This is a genomic window from Rhizobium sp. UFLA01-1127 (genome assembly GCF_059803845.1).
In genome coordinates this window covers 53,977-73,930 of record NZ_JAUQTZ010000006.1, presented here as the reverse complement: position 1 = coordinate 73,930, position 19,954 = coordinate 53,977, and the positions used below count along the sequence as shown (strand labels likewise).

The window sequence follows — 19,954 nt, the reverse complement described above, 5'->3', positions numbered from 1 at the left end:
CCCTTAGCGCCATTTCTGATGTACGTAAATCAAAAATTTCCGGCCATGCGCTTTTCCGCTCGTTCCTTCGGAATAAAAAAAGGCCCCTCACTGCGAGGGGCCATGCCTTGGGAGCATTATCGAATGCTGGATCAGTGGCCTCCGCCACCTCCGCCGCTGCCCGGCACATTGGGCTTGCTGAGCATGAGGACGCCGACAATCATCGCCAGGAACAGCACGGTCAGCATCAGGAAGATATCCCCGAAGGACATGACGACCGCCTGCCGCGTCGCCATGCCGACCATCTGCTTCAAGGCGGCCTGCTCGCCGTCGAGGCCGGCTGCATTGAAGCTGGCGGCCATATTGTTCAGCTGGGTAACGGCGGCATGGCTGCCCCAATGAACATGGTCGCGCAGGCTGAAATAGTGCTGGTCCTGCCGGTTCGTCAGCAGCGTGTTGATGATCGCGAGACCGACGGCACCACCGAGGTTGCGCGTCAGATTGAACAGGCCGGACGCGCCGCGCATGCGAGCGGGCGGCATGGTTCCGAGCGCGATGTTGTTGATCGGCACCATGCAGAGCATCAGGCCGAAGCCGCGCAGTATCTGCGGGATCAGCAGTTCCCAGAAATCCCAGTCCGTCGTCAGGTGCATCATGATGTAGGTGCCGGCCGAGAAGCTGGTAAAGCCGATAATCATCAGTATGCGCAGATCAACCCTGCTCGCCAGGAAGCCGGCAAGCGGCGCCGTGAAGAACATGGCGAGACCCGAGACGAACATCGTCTCGCCGATCTGCAGCGAATCGTAGCCGCGAATGCGCGCAAGAAAGAGCGGATAGATATAAGTCAGGCCATAAAGGCCGATGCCCATGACAAAGGAGAACATCGAACCGAAAGCGAAGTTCTTGTTCGTGAAGGCTCTGAGATCCACCACCGGAAATTCGACCGTAAACGCCCGGTAGAAGAAGATGACCGCGCCGATGGCCGAGGCGATGGCGCAGGTGACTATATAATTGTCGGCGAACCAGTCCTTCGTATTGCCTTCCTCGAGAACATATTCCAGCGCGCCGAGAAAAACGCCCATGGAAAAGAGGCCCCACCAGTCGAATTTCTTCATCAGCGACAGTTCGGGCTTGTCGAAATCGATGAAGTTCCAGGTCACGATGGTAACGACGATACCCGGGGGGATGTTGACCAGGAACAGCCAGTGCCAGGAGAAGGCATTGGAAAGATAGCCGCCGACGGTCGGGCCGATGGTGGGCGCGAGCGTCGCGATCAGACCGATGATCGGCGAGACGACGTTGCGCTTGGATGGCGGGAAAATGGTGAATGCCGCCGCGAACACGGAAGGGATCATGCCGCCGCCGATGAAACCCTGAAGGGCACGGTAGATGATCATCTGGTCGATATTCGTTGCGGTCGCGGCAAGCGCGCTCGATGCCGTGAAGCCGGCGGCCGATATCGCAAACAGGTAGCGCGTCGAAATGATGCGGGCCAGCGTTCCCGATAGCGGGATCATGATGACCTCGGCGATCAGATAGGCCGTCTGCACCCAGGGGATCTCATCCGAGCCTGCACTGAGGCCCGCCTGAATTTCGCTGAGCGAGGCGGACACGATCTGAATGTCGAGGATCGACATGAACATGCCGAGCACCATCGCCAGAAAGGCGATGAGCTTTTTGGTGTCGATATGATCCGCCGCTGGCGCGGCGGGACCGGCCACGCGTGGAGGCGACCCGGCTGCAGTGCTGGCGGACGACATTTCGTCTCTCCCGAGCTTGATCGCTTACTTGTCCGGTGCCGTGCGGGTATCGACGTCGACGACGACGCTGAGGCCTGCGCGCAGACGGCCGGTATTGAGCGCATCCTGCGGCAATGCGATGCGGACAGGCACGCGCTGGATGATCTTGGTGAAGTTACCCGTCGCGTTTTCCGGCGGCAGCAGCGAGAAGACCGAGCCCGAAGCCGGCGAGATGGACTCGACGGTGCCGACGATCGGATGATCGCTGAAGGCATCGACATGGACATTCACCTTGGAACCGGGAACCAGATGCTGGATCTGCGTTTCCTTGAAGTTCGCGTCGATATAGAGCTGCTTGGTCGGTACGATCGCCATCAGTTTCTGGCCGGGAGAGACGAGATCGCCTTCCTGGACCGAGCGGTTGCCGACGATGCCGTCATAAGGCGCCTTAAGCACGGTGAAGGACAGATCGCGGGCGGCCTTGTCACGAGCGGCCTCCAGCCCCTTGATCGTGCTCTCGGCTTGGCGGCGCTGGGCCTGCAGCAGGTTGATGTTGGCCTGTGCGGACGCGATGGCGGCGTCGCCGCCGACCAGATTGGCCTTGGCCTGATCAAGCGCGATATTGGCGCTATCCAAAGCGGCCGTGGTGCCGACCGACTTTGACTGCAGTTCGGCAGCGCGCGTCTGGGTGATCTGGGCGCCGCGGACCGTGGCTTCCAGGGCAACCTTCTGCGCCTGCGACTGGGCAAGGGCCGCCTGGCCGGCAGCGATCTGTGCATCGATGGTATGGAGCGAGAGCTGCTCGGTATCAAGCGAGGCCTGCGCCTGGCCCAATGCCAGCTTGTAGTCGCCGTCATCAAGCGTTGCGAGCACGTCGCCGGCCTTGACCTGCTGATTGGCAACGACGTTCACCTTGGCGACATAGCCCGTCACCTTCGGCGAAATCGTCGCGATATCGCCTCCGATATAGGCGTCGTCGGTCGAGACCATGAAGCGGCCGTTCGTCCACCAGTCATAGCCATACCAGCCGCCGCCTGCGAGAGCCGCGACGACGATGATCGGAAAAACCAGGCTGCGCCGCTTCTTCTCCGATGGCGGTGGGGCCGCAGGGGCCGGAGCAGCAGGCGCAGCCTGGGCGGGAGCAGGATTGCCGCGCGTCTCGGCAACAGGAGCATCCGCAGGTGCACCGGCTTCCCGAGCTTCCACGTCTGCATCAGCGGGCTCGTTCACGATACGCGCTACATTGTTTCCATGACTTGACGACATTTCCCTACCACCGAAAATCTGGCAAAATAATCGAACCGAACGGTTCGGTTCAATTGACATAGAGCCTTTTTCACTCCATATCAAGAGCTATCGAACCGCGCGGTTCGATTTATTTGGCGAATCTGTTTAAGATTCAGAAAAATGATCGAGTGAAGGAGACGATGAAACACGAATCGCAAAATGCCACTGTGTTGAACGCACCCGCGCCAGGCTCCGGTGGACGTTGGGCCGCCGGCGAAGATCCGGCCAAGCGTCATCAAATTCTCGAAGGCGCCAAGCGTGTCTTTATGAAGATGGGTTTCGATGCGGCGAGCATGAACGACGTCACCCGCGAGGCGGGCGTTTCCAAGGGCACTCTCTACGTCTATTTCGCCAACAAGGAAGATCTGTTCGCCGCCATGATGGAGAGCGAGCGTACCCAATTCGTCAATCTCGTGCGCACCGCACTTGCAGACGAAGCGGATGTCACGACCTCGCTTTATGATTTCGGCATCGTCTTCGTCACGCACGTCACCTCGGACAAGACCATCAGCGCCATGCGCACGGTCATCGGCGTGCGCGAACGCATGCCTTCCCTCTGTCAACGCTTCTTCACCGGTCCGGAGAATCTGCGGACGGTGCTGCGCGGCTTCCTTGAGCGGCAGGTTGCCGCCGGCCATCTGAAGATCGATGACTTCGACATGGCCGCCCGTCATTTTCTTGAAATGGCCAGTGGCGGCTATTTCAAGCTGCGGCTGTTCGGCGACATGGACGAACCGCCATCGAAGGAAGAGATCGACTATGTCGTGCGCGGCGCCGTGCGGGTTTTCCTGGCGGGCTATGGTCCGGATCGCAAGGATTAGAGCAATTCCAGGAAAAGTGCGCAGCGGTTTTCCGTCCGGGATTGCGAGAAAACAAAGAGATAGAGCGTTTTCGCGATTCGAAGAAAAGCGGAAATGCTCCAGGTTGAACAGGCCTACCCTGCCGTCCGCGAGCGTGCAGTGATCCAACTCCGCAATGGCGATCAAGCATCGCTTCTGCCAGCAGCCTATGAGTGGTCCGGCAACCAGGGGAGTTGAAATGAGCGCGATCGGCAGAGCGATATGGTTTATCGAAAGCCATTTTAAATCCGATATATCGCTCGAAGAGATCGCCGAGACGGCCGGGCTGTCGCGCTATCATCTTTCGCGTGTCTTCGGGATGACGACGGGCCATTCGATCAGCGGCTATATCAGAAGCCGTCGCCTGAGCGGGGCGGCTCTCGCACTGACCGACGGCTCCTCCTCCATTCTCCAGGTTGCCCTCGACGCCGGCTACGGCTCGCACGAGGCCTTCACCCGTGCCTTTCGCGAGCAATTCGGCATGACACCGGAAAGCCTGCGCAAACAGGGGCACGTCCGCAACCTCGCCCTACAGGAGCCGATCAGAATGGACGACACCCGCCTTCCCAAGCTCGATGCGCCGCGCTTCGAGACCCACGCCGCAATGCTGCTTGCCGGCCTTGCGGAAACCTATGCCCATGAAGCCACGCAGGCGATCCCTTCGCTCTGGCAGAAATTCAACCAGCATTTCGGCCATATTCCCGGCCAGATCGGAAATGTCGCCTATGGCGTCTGCACCCAGGCGGAAGACGGCAGCGAGAGCTTCCGCTATATGTCGGCCGCCGAAGTCTCCGGCACCGACGACCTGCCCGAAGGCTTCGTCATCACGAAACTCCCGCCACAGCGCTATGCGATCTTCACGCATCGCGGCCATATTTCCGGCATTTCGGCGACGGTGCACCAGATCTTCGGCGAGTGGCTCCCGCAATCGGGCCAACAGCATGCCGGCACCCTCGACATGATGGAACGCTACGACGATCGCTTCGACCCGCGCACCGGCATGGGCGTGACCGAAATCTGGATTCCGCTGAAAGCCTGAACAGCGCGCCGCCGCTATGAAAATGGCGGCGGCGCTTGTACCAGAGACGGCACTCCTTACATTACGGCCATTCTTAAAGGCCGGAGCTGGGGGTCAGCATCGGCAGGATCGAAAAGCTGACAAGGGGAAGTCACCTATGGATATTGTGGGGCTGATGCAGGACCCGAGTGCGTGGATAGCGCTCGTCACGCTCGTTGTCATGGAGGTGGTCCTCGGCATCGACAACCTCATCTTCATATCGATCCTGACCAACAAGCTGCCTGCCGAACATCGGGACAGGGCTCGCAAGGTCGGCATCGGCCTTGCCCTCGTCATGCGCCTTGCCCTGCTCGGAACGGTCGCCTGGATCGTGCAGCTCACCCGGCCGGTTTTCGAGCTTTTGGGACAAGGCTTTTCCTGGAAGGACATGATCCTGATCGGCGGCGGTCTCTTCCTCGTCTGGAAGGCGACGAAGGAGATCCATCACAATGTCGATCCTCAGGAACAGGGCGAGGATTTCATCGCCAAGTCGACCACTACGACCTTCGCTTCGGCAATCGGCCAGATCCTGCTGCTCGACCTAGTCTTCTCGATCGACAGCATCATCACCGCCGTCGGCATGACGCCGCATCTGCCGATCATGTTCATTGCCGTGATCGCCGCCGTCACGGTCATGCTGGTGGCCGCCAACCCACTCGCCAATTTCATCGAGAAGAACCCGAGCATCGTCATGCTGGCGCTCGCCTTCCTGCTGATGATCGGCACGACGCTGATCGCCGAGGGCATGGGCGTGCATGTGCCCAAGGGCTACATCTACGCCGCCATGGCCTTTTCCGCCCTCGTCGAAGTGCTCAACATGATGGCGCGCAACCGTCGGAAAAAGGCACCCGGCGGCCATTGACCGGGAAAGCCGCATCCAGGAACGGGTGCGGCTTTGATAGCGTCAAATCAGTCCTGGACGTGGATGTCGACCCATTCGCCGACATCGCCGCGCCCGTAAATATCCACTTTCACCCAGACATTGCCGCGAACGATGAGGTTGCCGGCGTCGTCGGCGATATTGCCATTTGCCAGCATGGCTTCCAGCTTCTGGCGATTGGACGGCAGCGAGAAGAAGCTGTCGCCCTCGTCGCCACGGTCGCGGCGGCGATAGGCGTGGTAATTGGCGCGGTCCTGGCGGATGATCTGCCATGGCGCCGTCAGCCGCTCGCCCTTGGAATTGTAAAGGTCGTCACTACCGATATAGGCACGATAGGACTCGATCAGATGCGCCGAGCTGTCGCGCGTAATGGTCGATTGAGCCGCAGCAACGTCGATCGTGGCAGCGGTCAACAAAAGGCTCAAAATCAATTTCTTCATTGCTTCCTCGCAGTGAACGATTGAAGACCTATTTCGCAACTGCCGCGAAAATTGCAAATCAAATTCGCCGCGCGGCTCGCCTTTATTTCTGAAGAGTAAAGAGATCTCTAGGAATCAAGGGATCGGCTCAAATCGATGCGGCACAATGCCTGCAACCTTGCCGCAGCAGCCTTGCGGCGCAGTTTCCCTTGACGCCATCACTTGAATATGGCCTAAGCCAGCCATACGGAAAACGCGGAATGGAAACGGCAATGCGCCCTTTTCCGGCCCGTTTCCTAATTCAGATACATCTTCGGCTGGACGGCGCTCGTCCCGAGCGCGGCCCGGCCCTTTATGACGGGCAAACAAGATGACCACTTCAGGCGTTCGCGTCCGCATCGCACCCTCCCCCACCGGCGAGCCGCATGTCGGCACCGCCTACATCGCGCTGTTCAACTATCTCTTCGCCAAGAAACACGGCGGCGAGTTCATCCTGCGCATCGAGGATACCGACGCGACCCGCTCCACCCCGGAATTCGAGACCAAGGTGCTCGATGCATTGAAATGGTGCGGCCTGAAATGGTCCGAAGGTCCGGATATCGGCGGCCCCTACGGCCCCTATCGACAGAGCGACCGCAAGGAACTCTACAAGCCCTATGTCGAGCAGATCGTCTCGGCCGGTCACGGCTTCCGCTGCTTCTGCACGCCGGAGCGCCTGGAAAAGATGCGCGAGGCGCAGCGCGCCGCCGGCCTGCCGCCGAAGTATGACGGCCATTGTTTGAACCTTACGGCAGAGGAAGTCACCACGCGCGTTGCCGCAGGCGAGCCGCATGTCGTGCGCATGAAGATCCCGACGGAGGGCTCCTGCAAGTTCCATGACGGCGTCTATGGCGATGTGGAAATCCCGTGGGATGCCGTCGACATGCAGGTTCTCTTGAAGGCCGACGGCATGCCGACCTATCATATGGCAAACGTGGTCGACGACCATCTGATGAAGATCACCCACGTCGCGCGCGGCGAAGAATGGCTCGCGTCGGTGCCGAAGCACATCCTGATCTATCAGTATCTCGGCTGGGAACCGCCGGTGTTCATGCACCTGTCGCTCATGCGCAATGCCGACAAGTCGAAGCTGTCGAAGCGCAAGAACCCGACCTCGATCTCCTACTATACCGCCCTCGGCTATATCCCCGAGGCGCTGATGAACTTCCTCGGCTTGTTCTTCATCCAGATCGCCGAAGGCGAAGAGCTCCTCACCATGGACGAGCTCGCCGGAAAGTTCGATCCGGAAAACCTCTCCAAGGCCGGCGCGATCTTCGATATCCAGAAGCTCGACTGGCTGAACGGCCGCTGGATTCGCGAAAAACTCTCGGAAGAGGAATTCCAGCACCGTGTCCTCGCCTGGGCTATGGAAAACGACCGCCTGAAGGAAGGCCTGAAGCTGTCCCGGTCGCGCATCACCAAGCTCGGCGAGCTGCCTGACCTCGCCGGCTTCCTGTTCAAGTCCGACCTCAACCTCGATCCCTCGGCCTTCGCCAAGATCAAGTCGACGCCGGAAGAGCTCCTGGAAATCCTGAACACGGTGCAGCCGGATCTCGAGAAGATCCTCGAATGGAATGTCGAGACGATCGAAGCCGAGCTGCGCGCCATTGCCGACCGCATGGGCAAGAAGCTGAAGGTCATCGTCGCACCGCTTTTCGTCGCCGTATCGGGCTCCTCGCGCTCGCTGCCGCTTTTCGATAGCATGGCCATCCTCGGCCGCTCCGTCGTGCGCCAGCGGTTGAAACTGGCTGCGCAGACCGTTGCGAGCCTCGTCGGCCCGAAGAATTGAACCGGACTTTAAAACCATGAACGACAAGACCGAAGCATCCGCCCTCTCCTCCGACGCGACTGAAGTCCGCCGCCAGAAGCTGAAGCTGCTGCGCGAGCAGATCGGCGACGTCTATCCGGCGCATTTCCACCGCACGCTGACCAATGCCGAGCTGGCTGCGAAATATGAAGGCCTGGAGCCGGACACCGAGACCACGGATGCCGTCACCGTCGCCGGCCGCGTCTATTCCTCGCGCAATTCCGGCATGTTCATGGACATCCATGACGCCTCGGGCAAGATTCAGATCTTCAGCCACAAGGACGTAACCTCGGAAGAGGCGCGCTCCCTGCTGCCGATGATCGATCTCGGCGATATCATCGGCGTGACGGGCGTCGTGCGCCGCACCAAGCGCGGCGAGCTGACCATCAACGCGCAGCAGATCACCATGCTGACGAAGACGCTGCTGCCGATGCCGGAAAAGTGGCACGGTGTCTCCGACATCGAGCTGCGCTACCGCAAGCGCCACCTCGACATCATGACCAACGAGGAATCGAAGCTCCGATTCCAGCAGCGCAGCCGCATCGTTTCCGGCATCCGCCGCTTCATGGAAAATGACGGCTTCATGGAAGTTGAGACGCCGATGCTGCAGTCGGTCTACGGCGGCGCCACCGCCGAGCCGTTCAAGACGCATCACAACACGCTGAAGCTCGACATGTACCTGCGCATCGCGCCGGAACTATACCTGAAGCGCACGCTGGTTTCGGCGCTCGCAGACAAGGTCTTCGAAATCAACCGAAACTTCCGCAACGAAGGCGTCTCCACCCGGCACAATCCCGAATTCACCATGATGGAGTGCTATTGGGCCTATGCCGACTACGAGGACATGATGGATCTTGTCGAGCGCCTGTTCTCGACGCTTGCCATGTCGATCCACGGCAGCACGGAATTCGCCTTCGGCGACAAGCAGATCTCCTTCAAGGGTCCGTTCCGCCGCGTGCCTATGCCTGATGCCGTCAAGGAAGCGACCGGTATCGACTTCCTGGCAATCAAGACCGACGAAGAAGCCCGCGCCGCCGCCAAGGCCGCCGGCTTTGCCGTCGAAAAGGATGCGACCTGGGGCGAATGCCTTGCCTTCATCTTCGAAGAGAAGGTCGAGGGCACGCTGATCCAGCCCGCGCACGTCACGCATTTTCCGAAGGACATCTCGCCCTTCGCCAAGGAAGTGCCGGGCGAGCCGCGTCTCGTCGAGCGCTTCGAGACCTATTGCAACGCCTGGGAACTCGGCAACGCCTTCTCGGAACTCAACGATCCGGAAGAACAGCGCGCCCGTATGGTCGAGCAGCTCGAGCAGGCGCATGCGCGCGGCGAAAAGCAGAAGGAACTGGACGAGGAATTCCTCGACGCAATCGATCAGGGCATGCCGCCCGCGGGCGGCCTCGGCATTGGTGTCGATCGTCTGATCATGCTTTTGACCAACTCGCCGTCGATCCGCGACATCATCCTTTTCCCGGCACGTCGCAACAAGGCAGACTGAGACCGTTTGGCCGCTCGAACATCAAAGGCGCAGACAATGACCGAAAAAGAGATACCGGCCGCGGATGCCGACAACGAGCGTCAGCGGCTGGCCGACCTTGCAGAGATCGGCGACGTCGATCTCTCGCAATACGCACCGGGAACGTTCGGCTGCCACGAAGCAATGCACACGACGTCGCTCATGCTCGACATGACCGACGATCAGCTATTGCAGCACCCCGCCATTCTGGCGGACCCGAACTTCTACCGTCTTGCCGGCGAAGTTCACGAAGCGCTCTTTGCGCTTTACCAGGCTATCGGCGAAAAACATCTGGCGGATTGACGTTATTGTCTTTCCGCTCGACAGCCCAAAGCTGATTTCGATCAGTTCGTGACGGGTGAGCGTACGTCGGCAGCACCCGTCATGGTCGGATCCAGTCCGGGCGACGGGCTCTTTTCCTTAGCCCCGGCATCGGCGCCGATGAATTCGCCGTTCTCGTCATAACCCGGCCGTACGTTGCCGGTCGATTTCGGCTCCGGCGGCAGCGGTTTGGCATCGTGTTCCGCCGCCTGCTTTGCCGCCGCCTTTTCTTCCGCGGCGATCGCCGCTTTCATCTTGTCCTTCTTGGCATCGCCGTGCGCGGCCGCATCGGTTGCCAGCGCATTGTCGCAATCGCTATAATCTTTCAATCCGGCAATCGCGGCGTCGATATCCTGCGGCAGCATGGTGACCTGTTCGCCATAGAACAGGCCCGCGGCGCTCGCATCGCCATTGTAATAGCGCGCGGTGAGCGGAGCCTCGGCGCTGCCGTCGGCAAGTTTATCCGGATGCGGCACATAGACGACATCCGCCCCCAGCGCCCGGCCGCGTATGTCGGAGCGCAGCGTCGGTCCATTCCGATCGAGAACCACAACCTGGACGAGATCAGGCTTCTGCTCCCTGTAGAGGGCCTTGGCAACGCGCAGCGCTGTTTTCACGCGTGTCAGGCCATCGGTCGGTTCGGTGTTGATATATTTGCGGACCCAGAAGCGGTTATCCTTGCGGATGGTCACGAGATTGACGTCGGTACACTGGAGACCGTTGGGAGACGCCGATGCGAGATCGAGCAGCTTGTCCTTGCCGACATAAAGCGCCAAAACGCCGGAGCAGCCGATAAGAATGGCCGCTCCGCCGATCATGACGACAAACTTCCGGGGTATCCGGAAAATGTGCAGTAAGGCGCTCACGCCAACTGCTCCAGCATAGACCACTCCAAGGCGATAAAGATGATCAACCCTCACGTTAGGGAATTGGCGTTTCGGAATACTTAAAGCAGAAGCGAAACTTGCATCGCTCGCGCCATCGTTACCAAAAAAGGTCCAAACTTTCACAGCTATTGCGAGCGCTTGCCTTTCTATCCGCGGACATGCTCTAACCCTGTCATGGCTTTCACTTTGAGACAGCTGCAATACTTCGTCGCAGTGGCGGAACAAGGCTCCGTGACGCGTGCGGCGCAGAACCTGTCCATCTCGCAATCCTCGGTCACCGAAGCCCTGAAGGAGCTCGAAAGCGACCTCGGCGTCGCGCTGTTCGAGCGCCATCCGCGCGGATTGTCGATCACCCATAACGGCCATCAGTTCCTACGGCACGCGACGAAGATTCTCGCGACCGTTTCCGACGCGCGCACCAGCTTTTCCGGCAAGCGGAACGAGGCTGGCGGCACCTTGAACATCGGCGTGACGTCCCTTGTCGCCGGCTATGTGCTATCCGATCTTCTGGCGCGCTACCGCCGCGCCTGCCCCGGCGTCGAAGTCAGCGCCATCGAGGACAATGGCGGTTATCTGGAACATCTTCTGGTTGGTGGCGAACTCGACGTCGCCGTCATGGTCATTTCCAATCTGCGCGACCGCATGGCGCTGCAGGCCGAGATCCTCGAAACCTCGCCCTATCGCCTCTGGCTACCCATGGGCCATCCCCTCGTCTCGGCCGATATCATCAGCGTCGCCGATATCAGCCGTGAGCCCCTGATCATGCTGACCATCGACGAGATCGAGGAGAATACGGGCAAGCTTCTGACCGCGCTCGGAGCCCGCCCTCACGTCGCCTTCCGCACCCGCTCGGTCGAGGCGGTGCGCAGCCTGGTCGCAACCGGCGCGGGCGTCGCCCTCTTACCGGACCTCGTCTATCGCCCGTGGTCGCTGGAAGGCGATCGCATCGAGAGCCGTGACGTCTCCGGCTCGCTGCCGGTGGTCCAGGTCGGCATGGTCTGGCGCAAAGGATCGAGCCTCCCACAGGCCGCCCGCGATTTCGTCGGCATTGCCGAAAGCATGCGCTCGGGGCGACAGAGGTAGCGGCACCCCACCCTATCCCCAGGCAGGTAAAGGCTTTTCCATGGAGCAACGGAGCCATATCCATATCTATCGGAATTTCCGATATCGACTTTCTGATAAATGAATTTGCGAATGCGGCGAAATCGCGTCACCTTTTCTTCCGGGAACAGGAAGCCAGCTACTGGCTCCACACGATCAAGGCTGAAAAAACCGGGAGAGTCCGATGAAGCATCTGCTGAAATCATGCACGGCCGCACTCGCATGCCTAAGTTTCGCCACGCAGGTCATTGCCGCCGAACCGCTGAAGACACTCGGAAAGGGTGAAGGCGCCGTCAGCATCGTCGCATGGGCCGGCTATATCGAACGCGGCGAAAGCGACAAGAATTACGATTGGGTCACCGGCTTCGAGAAGGAGACCGGCTGCAAGGTCAGCGTCAAGACCGCGGCGACATCGGACGAAATGGTCGCGCTGATGAACGAAGGCGGCTTCGACCTCGTCACCGCTTCAGGCGACGCATCGCTGCGTCTCGTTGCCGGCAAGCGCGTCCAGCCGATCAATACCGATCTGATTCCGAGCTGGAAGAACCTCGACGACCGCCTGAAGAATGCTCTCTGGCACACGGTCAACGGCGTCCATTACGGCGTTCCCTACCTCTGGGGGCCGAATGTGCTGATGTACAGCACCGCCGCCTTCAAGGACCAGCCGCCGAAGAGCTGGAACGTCGTCTTCGAAGAAATGAACCTGCCCGACGGCAAGTCCAACAAGGGCCGCGTGCAAGCCTATGACGGGCCGATCTACATTGCCGATGCCGCCCTCTACCTCATGGCCCACAAGCCGGAGCTGGGCATCAAGGATCCGTACGAACTCAACGAAGATCAGTACAAGGCCGCACTCGAATTGCTGCGCGGGCAGCGCAAGATCGTCAGCCGCTATTGGCATGATGCGATGATCCAGACGGACGACTTCAAGAACGAAGGCGTCGTTGCCTCCGGTTCCTGGCCGTTCCAGGTGAACCTCCTGCAGGCAGACAAGCAGAAGATCGCCTCCACCTTCCCGGACGAGGGAACGACGGGCTGGGCCGATACCACCATGCTGCATGCCGACAGCGAACACCCGAACTGCGCCTATATGTGGATGGAACACTCCCTGCAGGCCAAGGTCCAGGGCGATGCCGCCGCATGGTTCGGCGCCGTACCCTCCGTTCCGGCGGCCTGCAAGGGCGATGAGCTGCTCACCGACAGCGGTTGCGCCACCAACGGCTACGATCATTTCGACAAGATCAAGTTCTGGAAGACTCCGGTCGCAAAATGCAGCACGCAGAGCGAATGCGTGCCCTATCATCGCTGGGTTTCCGACTATATCGGCGTGATCGGCGGTAGATGACCTTTCCCCTTCTCCCCAGCGGGGAGAAGATGCCCGTCAGGGCAGATGAGGGGGATGAGGAGCGAAGCGACGAACGTCCTGAGCAAAAAGCGAAGGACAGCCTAAGCCGCATCACCCCCTCATCCGACCCTTCGGGCCACCTTCTCCCCGCCGGGGAGAAGGAAAGAAAACCTCTTCCTGGAGAAACCAATGAACGCCGTTCGCTTCCAGCAGGTGTCGCGCCATTTTGGCCAGGTCCGCGCTGTGGACCGCGTCGATCTGGAGATCGCGCCGGGCGAATTCTTTGCCATGCTCGGCCCCTCCGGTTCCGGCAAGACCACTTGCCTCAGGCTGATCGCCGGCTTCGAGCAGCCCACCGGCGGCCATATCGAGATCTTCGGCGAAACCGCCGAAGGCGTGCCACCCTACCGGCGCAACGTCAACACGGTCTTCCAGGATTATGCGCTGTTTCCGCATCTCAATATCCTCGATAACGTCGCCTATGGGCTGATGGTCAAGGGTGTCGGCAAGGCCGAACGGCTGCGTGCCGCCGAACAGGCCTTGGAACTGGTGAAGCTGCCGGGCTATGGCGCCCGCCGTCCCGGCCAGCTCTCCGGCGGCCAGCGCCAGCGCGTGGCGCTCGCCCGCGCCCTGGTCAACAAGCCGAAGGTGCTGCTGCTCGACGAGCCGCTCGGCGCTCTCGACCTGAAACTGCGCGAGCAGATGCAGGAGGAGCTGAAGAGCCTGCAGCGCGCGCTCGGCATTACCTTCGTCTTCGTCACCCACGATCAGGGCGAGGCCCTGTCCATGGCCGACCGGGTCGCCGTCTTCAACGACGGCCGCATCGTGCAGCACGGCACGCCGCACGATATCTATCAGCGGCCGAAGACCCGCTTCGTCGCCGATTTCGTCGGCTCCTCCAACGTCATCGCCCCCGAAACCATGTCGTCGCTCGGCGGCGAGCGGCGCTGGGCCAGCCTGCGCCCCGAAGCCATCCGGTTGACTGAGGAGAGCGGCGTGGCGGCGACCGTGAAAGCGACGAGCTTTCTCGGCGCCGCTACCCGCCTCTCCGTCGAGACGAACGGCGCCCGCCTGCATGTGACGGTGCCGGCCGGCCAGCCGGCCCCGGATACCGGCGCCTCCGTCCGCCTCGCATGGCTGCCGGCGGATGTGCACTACATGGATGACGCCGCATGAACGCCGCCGCCTTCCCCGCCTCGTCGAACCAGGCGCCGGCCTCGATCCTGCCGCGCCGTGGCGGCATCTTCGGCCGTCTCTCCGATCTTTTCTGGCGGCGTCCGAAGCTGCTGCTGTTCCTGATGCTGACGCCGCCGCTGCTCTGGCTCGGCATCATCTATATCGGCTCGCTGATCGCGCTCTTGTTGCAGAGCTTCTTCTCGATCGACGACTTCTCGGGAATGGTGAATTACGAATTCACGCTCTCGACCTATGCACAGCTTCTGAACTCGACGAATTTCGACATCATCCTGCGTACGGTCGTGATGGCCGCCCTCGTCACCATTGCTTCTGCCCTGATCGCCTTCCCCATCGCCTATTATGCGGCCCGCTATGCCCAGGGGAAATGGAAGGCGCTGTTCTATCTCGGCATCATGCTGCCGCTCTGGTCGAGCTATCTGGTCAAGGTCTATGCCTGGAAACTCATCCTCGCCAAGGAAGGCATCCTCACCTGGATCTTCGCCAAGCTGCATCTCGGCTGGCTGCTCGATGGCGTGCTCGCTTTACCCGTCATCGGCGGCAATTCGCTCTCGGTCAGCTATATCGGCACCTTCCTCGTCTTCGTCTATATCTGGCTGCCCTATATGATCCTGCCGACGCAGGCCGCCCTCGAGCGCGTGCCGGCAAATCTGCTGGAAGCCTCCTCGGATCTCGGCGCGACGCCGAACCAAACCTTCCGCATGGTGCTGCTGCCGCTGGCGTTGCCCGGTGTCGTCGCCGGCTCCATCTTCACCTTCTCGCTGACATTGGGCGATTACATCATCCCGCAGATCGTCGGCTCCTCCCGCCTCTTCATCGGCCAGGCCGTCTATGCGCAGCAAGGCACCGCCGGCAACGTGCCGCTGGCCGCCGCCTTCTCGGTCGTACCCATCGTCATCATGGCCATCTATCTCTGGATCGCCAAGAAACAGGGAGCTTTCGATGCGCTCTGATCGTGGCCAACGCGCCTCATTCCCTTTGAAGATCGCGGCCGCCGGCGGCCTGCTCTTCCTGCACCTGCCGATCCTGCTGATCTTCGTCTACGCCTTCACGACGGAGGAAAAGAGCTATCAATGGCCGCCGCCGGGCTTCACGCTGCAATGGTTCGGCATTGCCTGGAACCGGCCGGATATCTGGTCGGCACTGGCGCTGTCGGTGCAGGTCGCAACCATCGCCACCATTATAGCGCTTGTGCTCGGAACGCTCTGCGCCGCCGCCGTCAGCCAGACGAAGTTCTTCGGTCGCGAGGCGATTTCGCTGCTGGTCATCCTGCCGATCGCGCTGCCCGGCATCATCACCGGTATCGCGCTGCGCTCCGCCTTCAGCCTGTTCGATATCCCGTTCTCGGTCTGGACGATCGTTCTCGGCCATGCCACCTTCTGCGTCGTCGTGGTCTATAACAACGCCGTCGCCCGCTTCCGTCGCACCTCCGGTTCGCTCATCGAAGCGTCGATGGATCTTGGCGCCGATGGCTTCCAGACCTTCCGCCACGTCGTCCTGCCGAATATCGGCACGGCGCTGCTTGCCGGCGGCATGCTCGCCTTCGCGCTGTCCTTCGACGAAGTCATCGTCACCACCTTCACCGGCGGCCAGCAGATGACGCTGCCGATCTGGATGCTGGAGGAGCTCATCCGCCCGCGCCAGCGGCCCGTCACCAACGTCGTCGCCATGGTCGTCGTGCTTGTCACCTTCCTGCCGATCCTGGCAGCCTACTATCTCACCCGCGACGGCGACCAGATCGCCGGCGGCGGCAAATGAAAGGGGAATAATCATGGATACCCAAATGCTGATCGGCTCCCGCTTCGAAGCCGGCACGGAAACGGAAGAGCGCGTCCTCAATCCGAAGACGGGCGAGACCGTGCTAAACTTGCCGGAGGCCTCGCTAGGCCAGATCGATGCCGCTGTCGACGCCGCCGAAAAAGCCTTCACACGCTGGTCGCAGACCACGCCCAGCCAGCGCTCGGCCTACCTCCTCAAGATCGCCGACGCTATCGAGCGCGATGCCGAAGGCTTCGCAGCGCTGGAGGCGCTGAACTGCGGCAAGCCGATCAACGCCGTGCTCAACGATGAAATCCCGGCGATCGTCGATTGCTATCGTTTCTTTGCCGGCGCGGTTCGCAACCTTCACGGCCCGGTCGCCGGCGAATATCTGCCCGGTCACACTTCGATGATCCGCCGCGACCCGATCGGCATCGTCGGCTCCATCGCACCCTGGAACTACCCGCTGATGATGATGGCCTGGAAGCTGGCGCCGGCCATTGCCGGCGGCAACACCGTCGTCTTCAAGCCCTCCGAACAGACGCCGCTGACCGCCCTGAAGATGGCGAAGCTTTTGGCGGATATCCTGCCGGAAGGCGTCGTCAACGTCATCCTCGGCCGTGGCGAGAGCGTCGGCAATGCGCTGATCAACCATCCGAAGATCGGCATGGTCTCCATCACCGGCGATGTCGCAACCGGCAAGAAGGTCTTGCAGGCCGCGGCCAAGACGGTCAAGCGCACGCATCTCGAACTCGGCGGCAAGGCGCCCGTCATCGTCTTCGACGATGCCGACATCGAAGCCGTCGTGTCAGGCATCCGCACCTTCGGCTACTACAATGCCGGCCAGGACTGCACCGCTGCCTGCCGCATCTATACCGACGCCAAGGTCTACGACAATTTCGTCGCCGACCTCACCTCCGCCGTGTCAAGCATCAGGTTCAACCTCGCCGACGACACCAAGAACGAAATCGGCCCGCTGATTTCCAAGCGCCAGCGCGACCGCGTCGAGAGCTTCGTCACGCGCGCCGCCGAACACAAGCACATGGAGATCACGACAGGCGGCAAGATCTCCGGCGAACGCGGCTTCTTCTATGCGCCGACCATCGTCGCCGGCGCCACGCAGGACGACGAGATCGTCCGTCGCGAAGTCTTCGGCCCGGTCGTCTCGGTCACGCGCTTCACCAACCCCGATGATGCCGTTACCTGGGCCAATGACAGCGACTACGGCCTCGCCTCCTCGGTGTGGACCAAGGACATCAGCCGCGGCATGCAGACAGCCGCCCGGCTGCAATATGGCTGCACCTGGATCAACACCCACTTCATGCTGGTCAACGAAATGCCGCATGGCGGGCTCAAGCAATCCGGCTACGGCAAGGATATGTCAGTCTACGCTATCGAAGATTATACGGCGGTGCGGCATGTGATGATCAATCACGGGTGAGAGGAGTTTGGAATAAGGCGTCCGGTCAAACAAGCGCCCTTGTGCTTGTTGTGACACCATACCCCCTCTGTCACTTCGTGACATCTCCCCCACATGAGGGGAGATCGTTGGGAGCTTGCCGCCCGCTCTGCAAAAATAACAGCCTTAGCTTCAACAAATACGATATTGATTTAGATGCTATAGGTTGCAGCGAGTTACCAATCTCCCCCCATGTGGGGGAGATGTCCCGAAAGGGACCGAGGAGGTATCCGCACTCTCCGCAAACTCCACGTAAATCGACAACACATCAATCAAAGCCACCCTCGGAACAAATCACCCTCCTCCCGCGTCTTTAAGAAGTACAACGCAGAGGAGATTGCTAATGCTGAAATGGGCTCTCATTTTCTTTGTGATTTCGCTGATCAGCGGCTTTTTCGGCTTTTCAGGGGTATCGGCGGCAACCGCAACCATCGCGCGCGTTCTCTTCGCCATCTTCCTGATCATCTTCCTGGTGTTCCTGATCCTGGCCGTCATGGCAGGCAATGCCGTCATGTGACGGTATAAGCCACGACTGTCGAAGGGGCGGGCTAGATCAAGCTCGCCCCAACGTTTATGGCGAGCGCGAGGATCGTCGTATTGAACAGGAACGACAGGATGGAATGCAGCAGCGCCAGCTTACGCATGGAAACGGTGGAAATACCGATATCGGCGGTCTGCGCCGCGACGCCGATGGTGAAGGAGAAATACAGGAAATCCCAATAGATCGGTTCTTCCACCGGTTCGGCGAATTTCAGCCCCTGTCCCTTGCCCGGGCTGCTGTAGAAGCGGTGCGCATAGTGGATGGTGAACAGAATGTGCAGGAACGCCCAGGATATCAGGATCGTCACGATCGCCATCATCACGCGGAAAAAGGCGACTTCCGGGGAGGCGTCCTTGACCCCGAGCAGATCGAGCGCGATGCCGCCGATGCTTGCGAGCGCTGCGGCAATCGAGAGGAACAGCAGGAAACCATCTGAAAAATCGAGATCCGCGGAGCGCTTGCGGATGCGCTGCGGATCGGCCGTCAGCATGCGATAAAGACTGTAGACGATGAAGACGATAGCCGTGGCGTCCCAAGCGATCAGCAGGTTGCCGGCGTTCAACTCGCGAGAGGTCAGAAGCAGGAAAACGGCGAGACCGGCAAGCACGGAAAACGCGATGACATGGTGCTTGCGCCACAGCACACGCCATCTGGAATGATGCAAATGTCCTTGCGCATCCATGCCGCTCTCCCGATTGCAAATCGTCTTTCAAAACAACGATTCGCCGATGAGAGTGGCAAATAAAAGGAGGCCCCGCAATACGGGGCCTCCGATCGGAAAATGAACCCTCAGCCTGTCCAGCCGCCGTCGATGACGTGGATCTGGCCGGTCGTGAAGCCCGCCTCGTCGCCGGCAAGGTAAGTCACCAGTGCGGCGATCTCCTCGGCGGTCGCGATGCGGCCCATCGGCTGGCGCGCGATGAAATCCTTCATCGCTTTGTCGTAGTCGCCGGTTGCCCGCAGCCGCTCATGCAGGGAAGGGCTGTCGACGGTGCCTGGGCAAATGGCGTTGGCGCGGATACCCTTGGAAACGAAATCGGCGGCGATCGACTTGGTGAGGCCGATGACGGCAGCCTTGGAGGCGCAATAGGCGAAGCGGTTGGGCACGCCCTTCACGCTGGAAGCAACCGAGGACATATTGACGATCGAGCCCTTGCCCTTTTCCAGCATGCCGGGAAGGAAGGCGCGGCAGGTGGTGTACATCGCCTTGGCATTGAGGTTGAAAGAGAAATCCCAATCCTTCTCCTCGCAGTCGAGGATAGTGCCGGCGTGGACGAAGCCGGCGCAGTTGAAGAGCACGTCGATTGGACCGATCTCTTCGGCGTAGGCCTTGACGGCGGCGCTATCGAGCACGTTCAGCACATGCTTGGTGGCGCCATCCAGCGTCGAGAGCGTCTGCTCGTTGATGTCGGTGGCGTAAACATGTGCGCCAAGCGAGATGAAGCGCTCCGCCGATGCCCGGCCGATGCCCTGTCCCGCCGCCGTAATGACGACTTTCCTGCCTTCCAACCCGTGACCCATAACCCTTATCCTTTCCTCGGGACTACGATCCTATTCATCTCGGGCGCATCGCCAGCAACTTGAACAAGATCCTGCAATAACAATTAGTTGGCATAGCCGCTCTCTATGCTTCGAAGGACTGCGCCAAGCGGCCGCTCAGCTCGTTGAGGAGGACTGTATGTTGTTCGCCACTTGGCAGTCCATCGCTAATCATTCGGATGCATCGCCTCATCGAACTTTCCTCCTTCCAAGCTCGGACCTTTCGTCCGGTTTTTCTTAAAGACTCTTG

General features: G+C 60.5%; 19 protein-coding genes. 13 read left to right on the top strand and 6 right to left on the bottom strand.

The window, feature by feature from the left end; translation table 11 throughout:
• Positions 1-131: 131 nt before the first annotated feature.
• Positions 132-1,739: a DHA2 family efflux MFS transporter permease subunit gene (locus Q4Q11_RS02885; RefSeq protein ID WP_498568545.1), complete on the bottom strand. Its 1,608-nt coding sequence runs from the start codon at positions 1,737-1,739 to the stop codon at positions 132-134.
• A 24-nt stretch (positions 1,740-1,763) separates the two neighbouring features.
• Positions 1,764-2,984, bottom strand: coding sequence for an HlyD family secretion protein (locus tag Q4Q11_RS02880; protein ID WP_112502803.1), 1,221 nt, complete (start codon positions 2,982-2,984; stop codon positions 1,764-1,766).
• 161 nt (positions 2,985-3,145) lie between these two features.
• On the opposite strand from Q4Q11_RS02880, the gene Q4Q11_RS02875 reads away from it, so the two are divergent.
• From Q4Q11_RS02875 to Q4Q11_RS02865, 3 genes are all read left to right on the top strand, one after another.
• Positions 3,146-3,826 carry a TetR/AcrR family transcriptional regulator gene (locus Q4Q11_RS02875; protein ID WP_498568544.1) on the top strand — a complete coding sequence of 227 codons (681 nt, stop codon included), beginning with the start codon at positions 3,146-3,148 and terminating at the stop codon, positions 3,824-3,826.
• Between the two features lie 217 nt (positions 3,827-4,043).
• The gene (locus tag Q4Q11_RS02870; RefSeq protein WP_498568543.1) at positions 4,044-4,883 is read left to right on the top strand and encodes a GyrI-like domain-containing protein; all 840 of its coding nucleotides are present in this window, start codon (positions 4,044-4,046) and stop codon (positions 4,881-4,883) included.
• 136 nt (positions 4,884-5,019) lie between these two features.
• The gene (locus tag Q4Q11_RS02865; protein ID WP_498568542.1) at positions 5,020-5,763 is read left to right on the top strand and encodes a TerC family protein; all 744 of its coding nucleotides are present in this window, start codon (positions 5,020-5,022) and stop codon (positions 5,761-5,763) included.
• 47 nt (positions 5,764-5,810) lie between these two features.
• Here Q4Q11_RS02865 and Q4Q11_RS02860 read toward each other — a convergent pair whose 3' ends face one another.
• Positions 5,811-6,221 carry a hypothetical protein gene (locus tag Q4Q11_RS02860; protein WP_498568541.1) on the bottom strand — a complete coding sequence of 137 codons (411 nt, stop codon included), beginning with the start codon at positions 6,219-6,221 and terminating at the stop codon, positions 5,811-5,813.
• A 349-nt stretch (positions 6,222-6,570) separates the two neighbouring features.
• Here Q4Q11_RS02860 and gltX point away from each other — a divergent pair, with 349 nt between their 5' ends.
• From gltX to Q4Q11_RS02845, 3 genes are read left to right on the top strand one after another with little or no spacing between them, the layout of a single operon-like run.
• A complete protein-coding gene (gltX, locus tag Q4Q11_RS02855; protein WP_498568540.1) occupies positions 6,571-8,028 on the top strand; it encodes a glutamate--tRNA ligase in 1,458 nt (485 codons plus the stop codon).
• A gap of 16 nt (positions 8,029-8,044) precedes the next feature.
• Positions 8,045-9,541, top strand: a complete 1,497-nt coding sequence (gene lysS / locus Q4Q11_RS02850; RefSeq protein WP_498568539.1) for a lysine--tRNA ligase — start codon at positions 8,045-8,047, stop codon at positions 9,539-9,541.
• A gap of 36 nt (positions 9,542-9,577) precedes the next feature.
• On the top strand, positions 9,578-9,862 hold the full coding sequence (locus Q4Q11_RS02845; protein ID WP_112502785.1) for a hypothetical protein: 285 nt from the start codon (positions 9,578-9,580) through the stop codon (positions 9,860-9,862).
• A gap of 41 nt (positions 9,863-9,903) precedes the next feature.
• Here Q4Q11_RS02845 and Q4Q11_RS02840 read toward each other — a convergent pair whose 3' ends face one another.
• Positions 9,904-10,746 (bottom strand): hypothetical protein, encoded by an 843-nt coding sequence (locus Q4Q11_RS02840; protein WP_112502783.1) that lies wholly within the window; start codon positions 10,744-10,746, stop codon positions 9,904-9,906.
• 195 nt (positions 10,747-10,941) lie between these two features.
• Here Q4Q11_RS02840 and Q4Q11_RS02835 point away from each other — a divergent pair, with 195 nt between their 5' ends.
• The 7 genes from Q4Q11_RS02835 to Q4Q11_RS02805 all read left to right on the top strand — a co-directional run bounded on the left by Q4Q11_RS02835 (position 10,942) and on the right by Q4Q11_RS02805 (position 18,141).
• On the top strand, positions 10,942-11,850 hold the full coding sequence (locus Q4Q11_RS02835; protein WP_112502781.1) for a LysR family transcriptional regulator: 909 nt from the start codon (positions 10,942-10,944) through the stop codon (positions 11,848-11,850).
• Between the two features lie 202 nt (positions 11,851-12,052).
• On the top strand, positions 12,053-13,213 hold the full coding sequence (locus Q4Q11_RS02830; protein ID WP_498568538.1) for an ABC transporter substrate-binding protein: 1,161 nt from the start codon (positions 12,053-12,055) through the stop codon (positions 13,211-13,213).
• A 189-nt stretch (positions 13,214-13,402) separates the two neighbouring features.
• Positions 13,403-14,389 (top strand): ABC transporter ATP-binding protein, encoded by a 987-nt coding sequence (locus tag Q4Q11_RS02825; protein WP_498568537.1) that lies wholly within the window; start codon positions 13,403-13,405, stop codon positions 14,387-14,389.
• Entirely contained in the window at positions 14,386-15,360 is a 975-nt protein-coding gene (locus tag Q4Q11_RS02820; RefSeq protein WP_112502774.1) for an ABC transporter permease, read from the top strand. Before Q4Q11_RS02825 ends, Q4Q11_RS02820 begins: the two co-directional genes overlap by 4 nt.
• A complete protein-coding gene (locus tag Q4Q11_RS02815) occupies positions 15,350-16,165 on the top strand; it encodes an ABC transporter permease (protein WP_498568536.1) in 816 nt (271 codons plus the stop codon). Before Q4Q11_RS02820 ends, Q4Q11_RS02815 begins: the two co-directional genes overlap by 11 nt.
• Before the next feature lie 13 nt (positions 16,166-16,178).
• Positions 16,179-17,606: a gamma-aminobutyraldehyde dehydrogenase gene (locus Q4Q11_RS02810; RefSeq protein ID WP_498568535.1), complete on the top strand. Its 1,428-nt coding sequence runs from the start codon at positions 16,179-16,181 to the stop codon at positions 17,604-17,606.
• 361 nt (positions 17,607-17,967) lie between these two features.
• A complete protein-coding gene (locus Q4Q11_RS02805) occupies positions 17,968-18,141 on the top strand; it encodes a DUF1328 domain-containing protein (RefSeq protein WP_075851721.1) in 174 nt (57 codons plus the stop codon).
• Between the two features lie 31 nt (positions 18,142-18,172).
• Here Q4Q11_RS02805 and Q4Q11_RS02800 read toward each other — a convergent pair whose 3' ends face one another.
• Together Q4Q11_RS02800 and Q4Q11_RS02795 are read right to left on the bottom strand one after the other, a co-directional pair.
• Positions 18,173-18,847 (bottom strand): DUF1345 domain-containing protein, encoded by a 675-nt coding sequence (locus tag Q4Q11_RS02800; protein ID WP_112502767.1) that lies wholly within the window; start codon positions 18,845-18,847, stop codon positions 18,173-18,175.
• A gap of 107 nt (positions 18,848-18,954) precedes the next feature.
• A complete protein-coding gene (locus Q4Q11_RS02795) occupies positions 18,955-19,686 on the bottom strand; it encodes an SDR family oxidoreductase (protein WP_498568534.1) in 732 nt (243 codons plus the stop codon).
• Between the last annotated feature and the right edge of the window lie 268 nt (positions 19,687-19,954).

Excerpts from the sequence above, each read along its gene's own strand:
- Q4Q11_RS02835 (WP_112502781.1), top strand. The coding sequence starts at position 10,942 with ATGGCTTTCACTTTGAGACAGCTGCAATACTTCGTCGCAGTGGCGGAA.
- Q4Q11_RS02845 (WP_112502785.1), top strand. The coding sequence starts at position 9,578 with ATGACCGAAAAAGAGATACCGGCCGCGGATGCCGACAACGAGCGTCAG.
- Q4Q11_RS02795 (WP_498568534.1), bottom strand. The coding sequence starts at position 19,686 with ATGGGTCACGGGTTGGAAGGCAGGAAAGTCGTCATTACGGCGGCGGGA.
- Q4Q11_RS02865 (WP_498568542.1), top strand. The coding sequence starts at position 5,020 with ATGGATATTGTGGGGCTGATGCAGGACCCGAGTGCGTGGATAGCGCTC.
- Q4Q11_RS02800 (WP_112502767.1), bottom strand. The coding sequence starts at position 18,847 with ATGGATGCGCAAGGACATTTGCATCATTCCAGATGGCGTGTGCTGTGG.
- Q4Q11_RS02885 (WP_498568545.1), bottom strand. The coding sequence starts at position 1,739 with ATGTCGTCCGCCAGCACTGCAGCCGGGTCGCCTCCACGCGTGGCCGGT.
- Q4Q11_RS02820 (WP_112502774.1), top strand. The coding sequence starts at position 14,386 with ATGAACGCCGCCGCCTTCCCCGCCTCGTCGAACCAGGCGCCGGCCTCG.
- Q4Q11_RS02815 (WP_498568536.1), top strand. The coding sequence starts at position 15,350 with ATGCGCTCTGATCGTGGCCAACGCGCCTCATTCCCTTTGAAGATCGCG.
- Q4Q11_RS02805 (WP_075851721.1), top strand. The coding sequence starts at position 17,968 with ATGCTGAAATGGGCTCTCATTTTCTTTGTGATTTCGCTGATCAGCGGC.
- lysS (WP_498568539.1), top strand. The coding sequence starts at position 8,045 with ATGAACGACAAGACCGAAGCATCCGCCCTCTCCTCCGACGCGACTGAA.
- Q4Q11_RS02880 (WP_112502803.1), bottom strand. The coding sequence starts at position 2,984 with ATGTCGTCAAGTCATGGAAACAATGTAGCGCGTATCGTGAACGAGCCC.
- Q4Q11_RS02810 (WP_498568535.1), top strand. The coding sequence starts at position 16,179 with ATGGATACCCAAATGCTGATCGGCTCCCGCTTCGAAGCCGGCACGGAA.
- Q4Q11_RS02875 (WP_498568544.1), top strand. The coding sequence starts at position 3,146 with ATGAAACACGAATCGCAAAATGCCACTGTGTTGAACGCACCCGCGCCA.
- Q4Q11_RS02825 (WP_498568537.1), top strand. The coding sequence starts at position 13,403 with ATGAACGCCGTTCGCTTCCAGCAGGTGTCGCGCCATTTTGGCCAGGTC.
- Q4Q11_RS02860 (WP_498568541.1), bottom strand. The coding sequence starts at position 6,221 with ATGAAGAAATTGATTTTGAGCCTTTTGTTGACCGCTGCCACGATCGAC.
- gltX (WP_498568540.1), top strand. The coding sequence starts at position 6,571 with ATGACCACTTCAGGCGTTCGCGTCCGCATCGCACCCTCCCCCACCGGC.
- Q4Q11_RS02870 (WP_498568543.1), top strand. The coding sequence starts at position 4,044 with ATGAGCGCGATCGGCAGAGCGATATGGTTTATCGAAAGCCATTTTAAA.
- Q4Q11_RS02830 (WP_498568538.1), top strand. The coding sequence starts at position 12,053 with ATGAAGCATCTGCTGAAATCATGCACGGCCGCACTCGCATGCCTAAGT.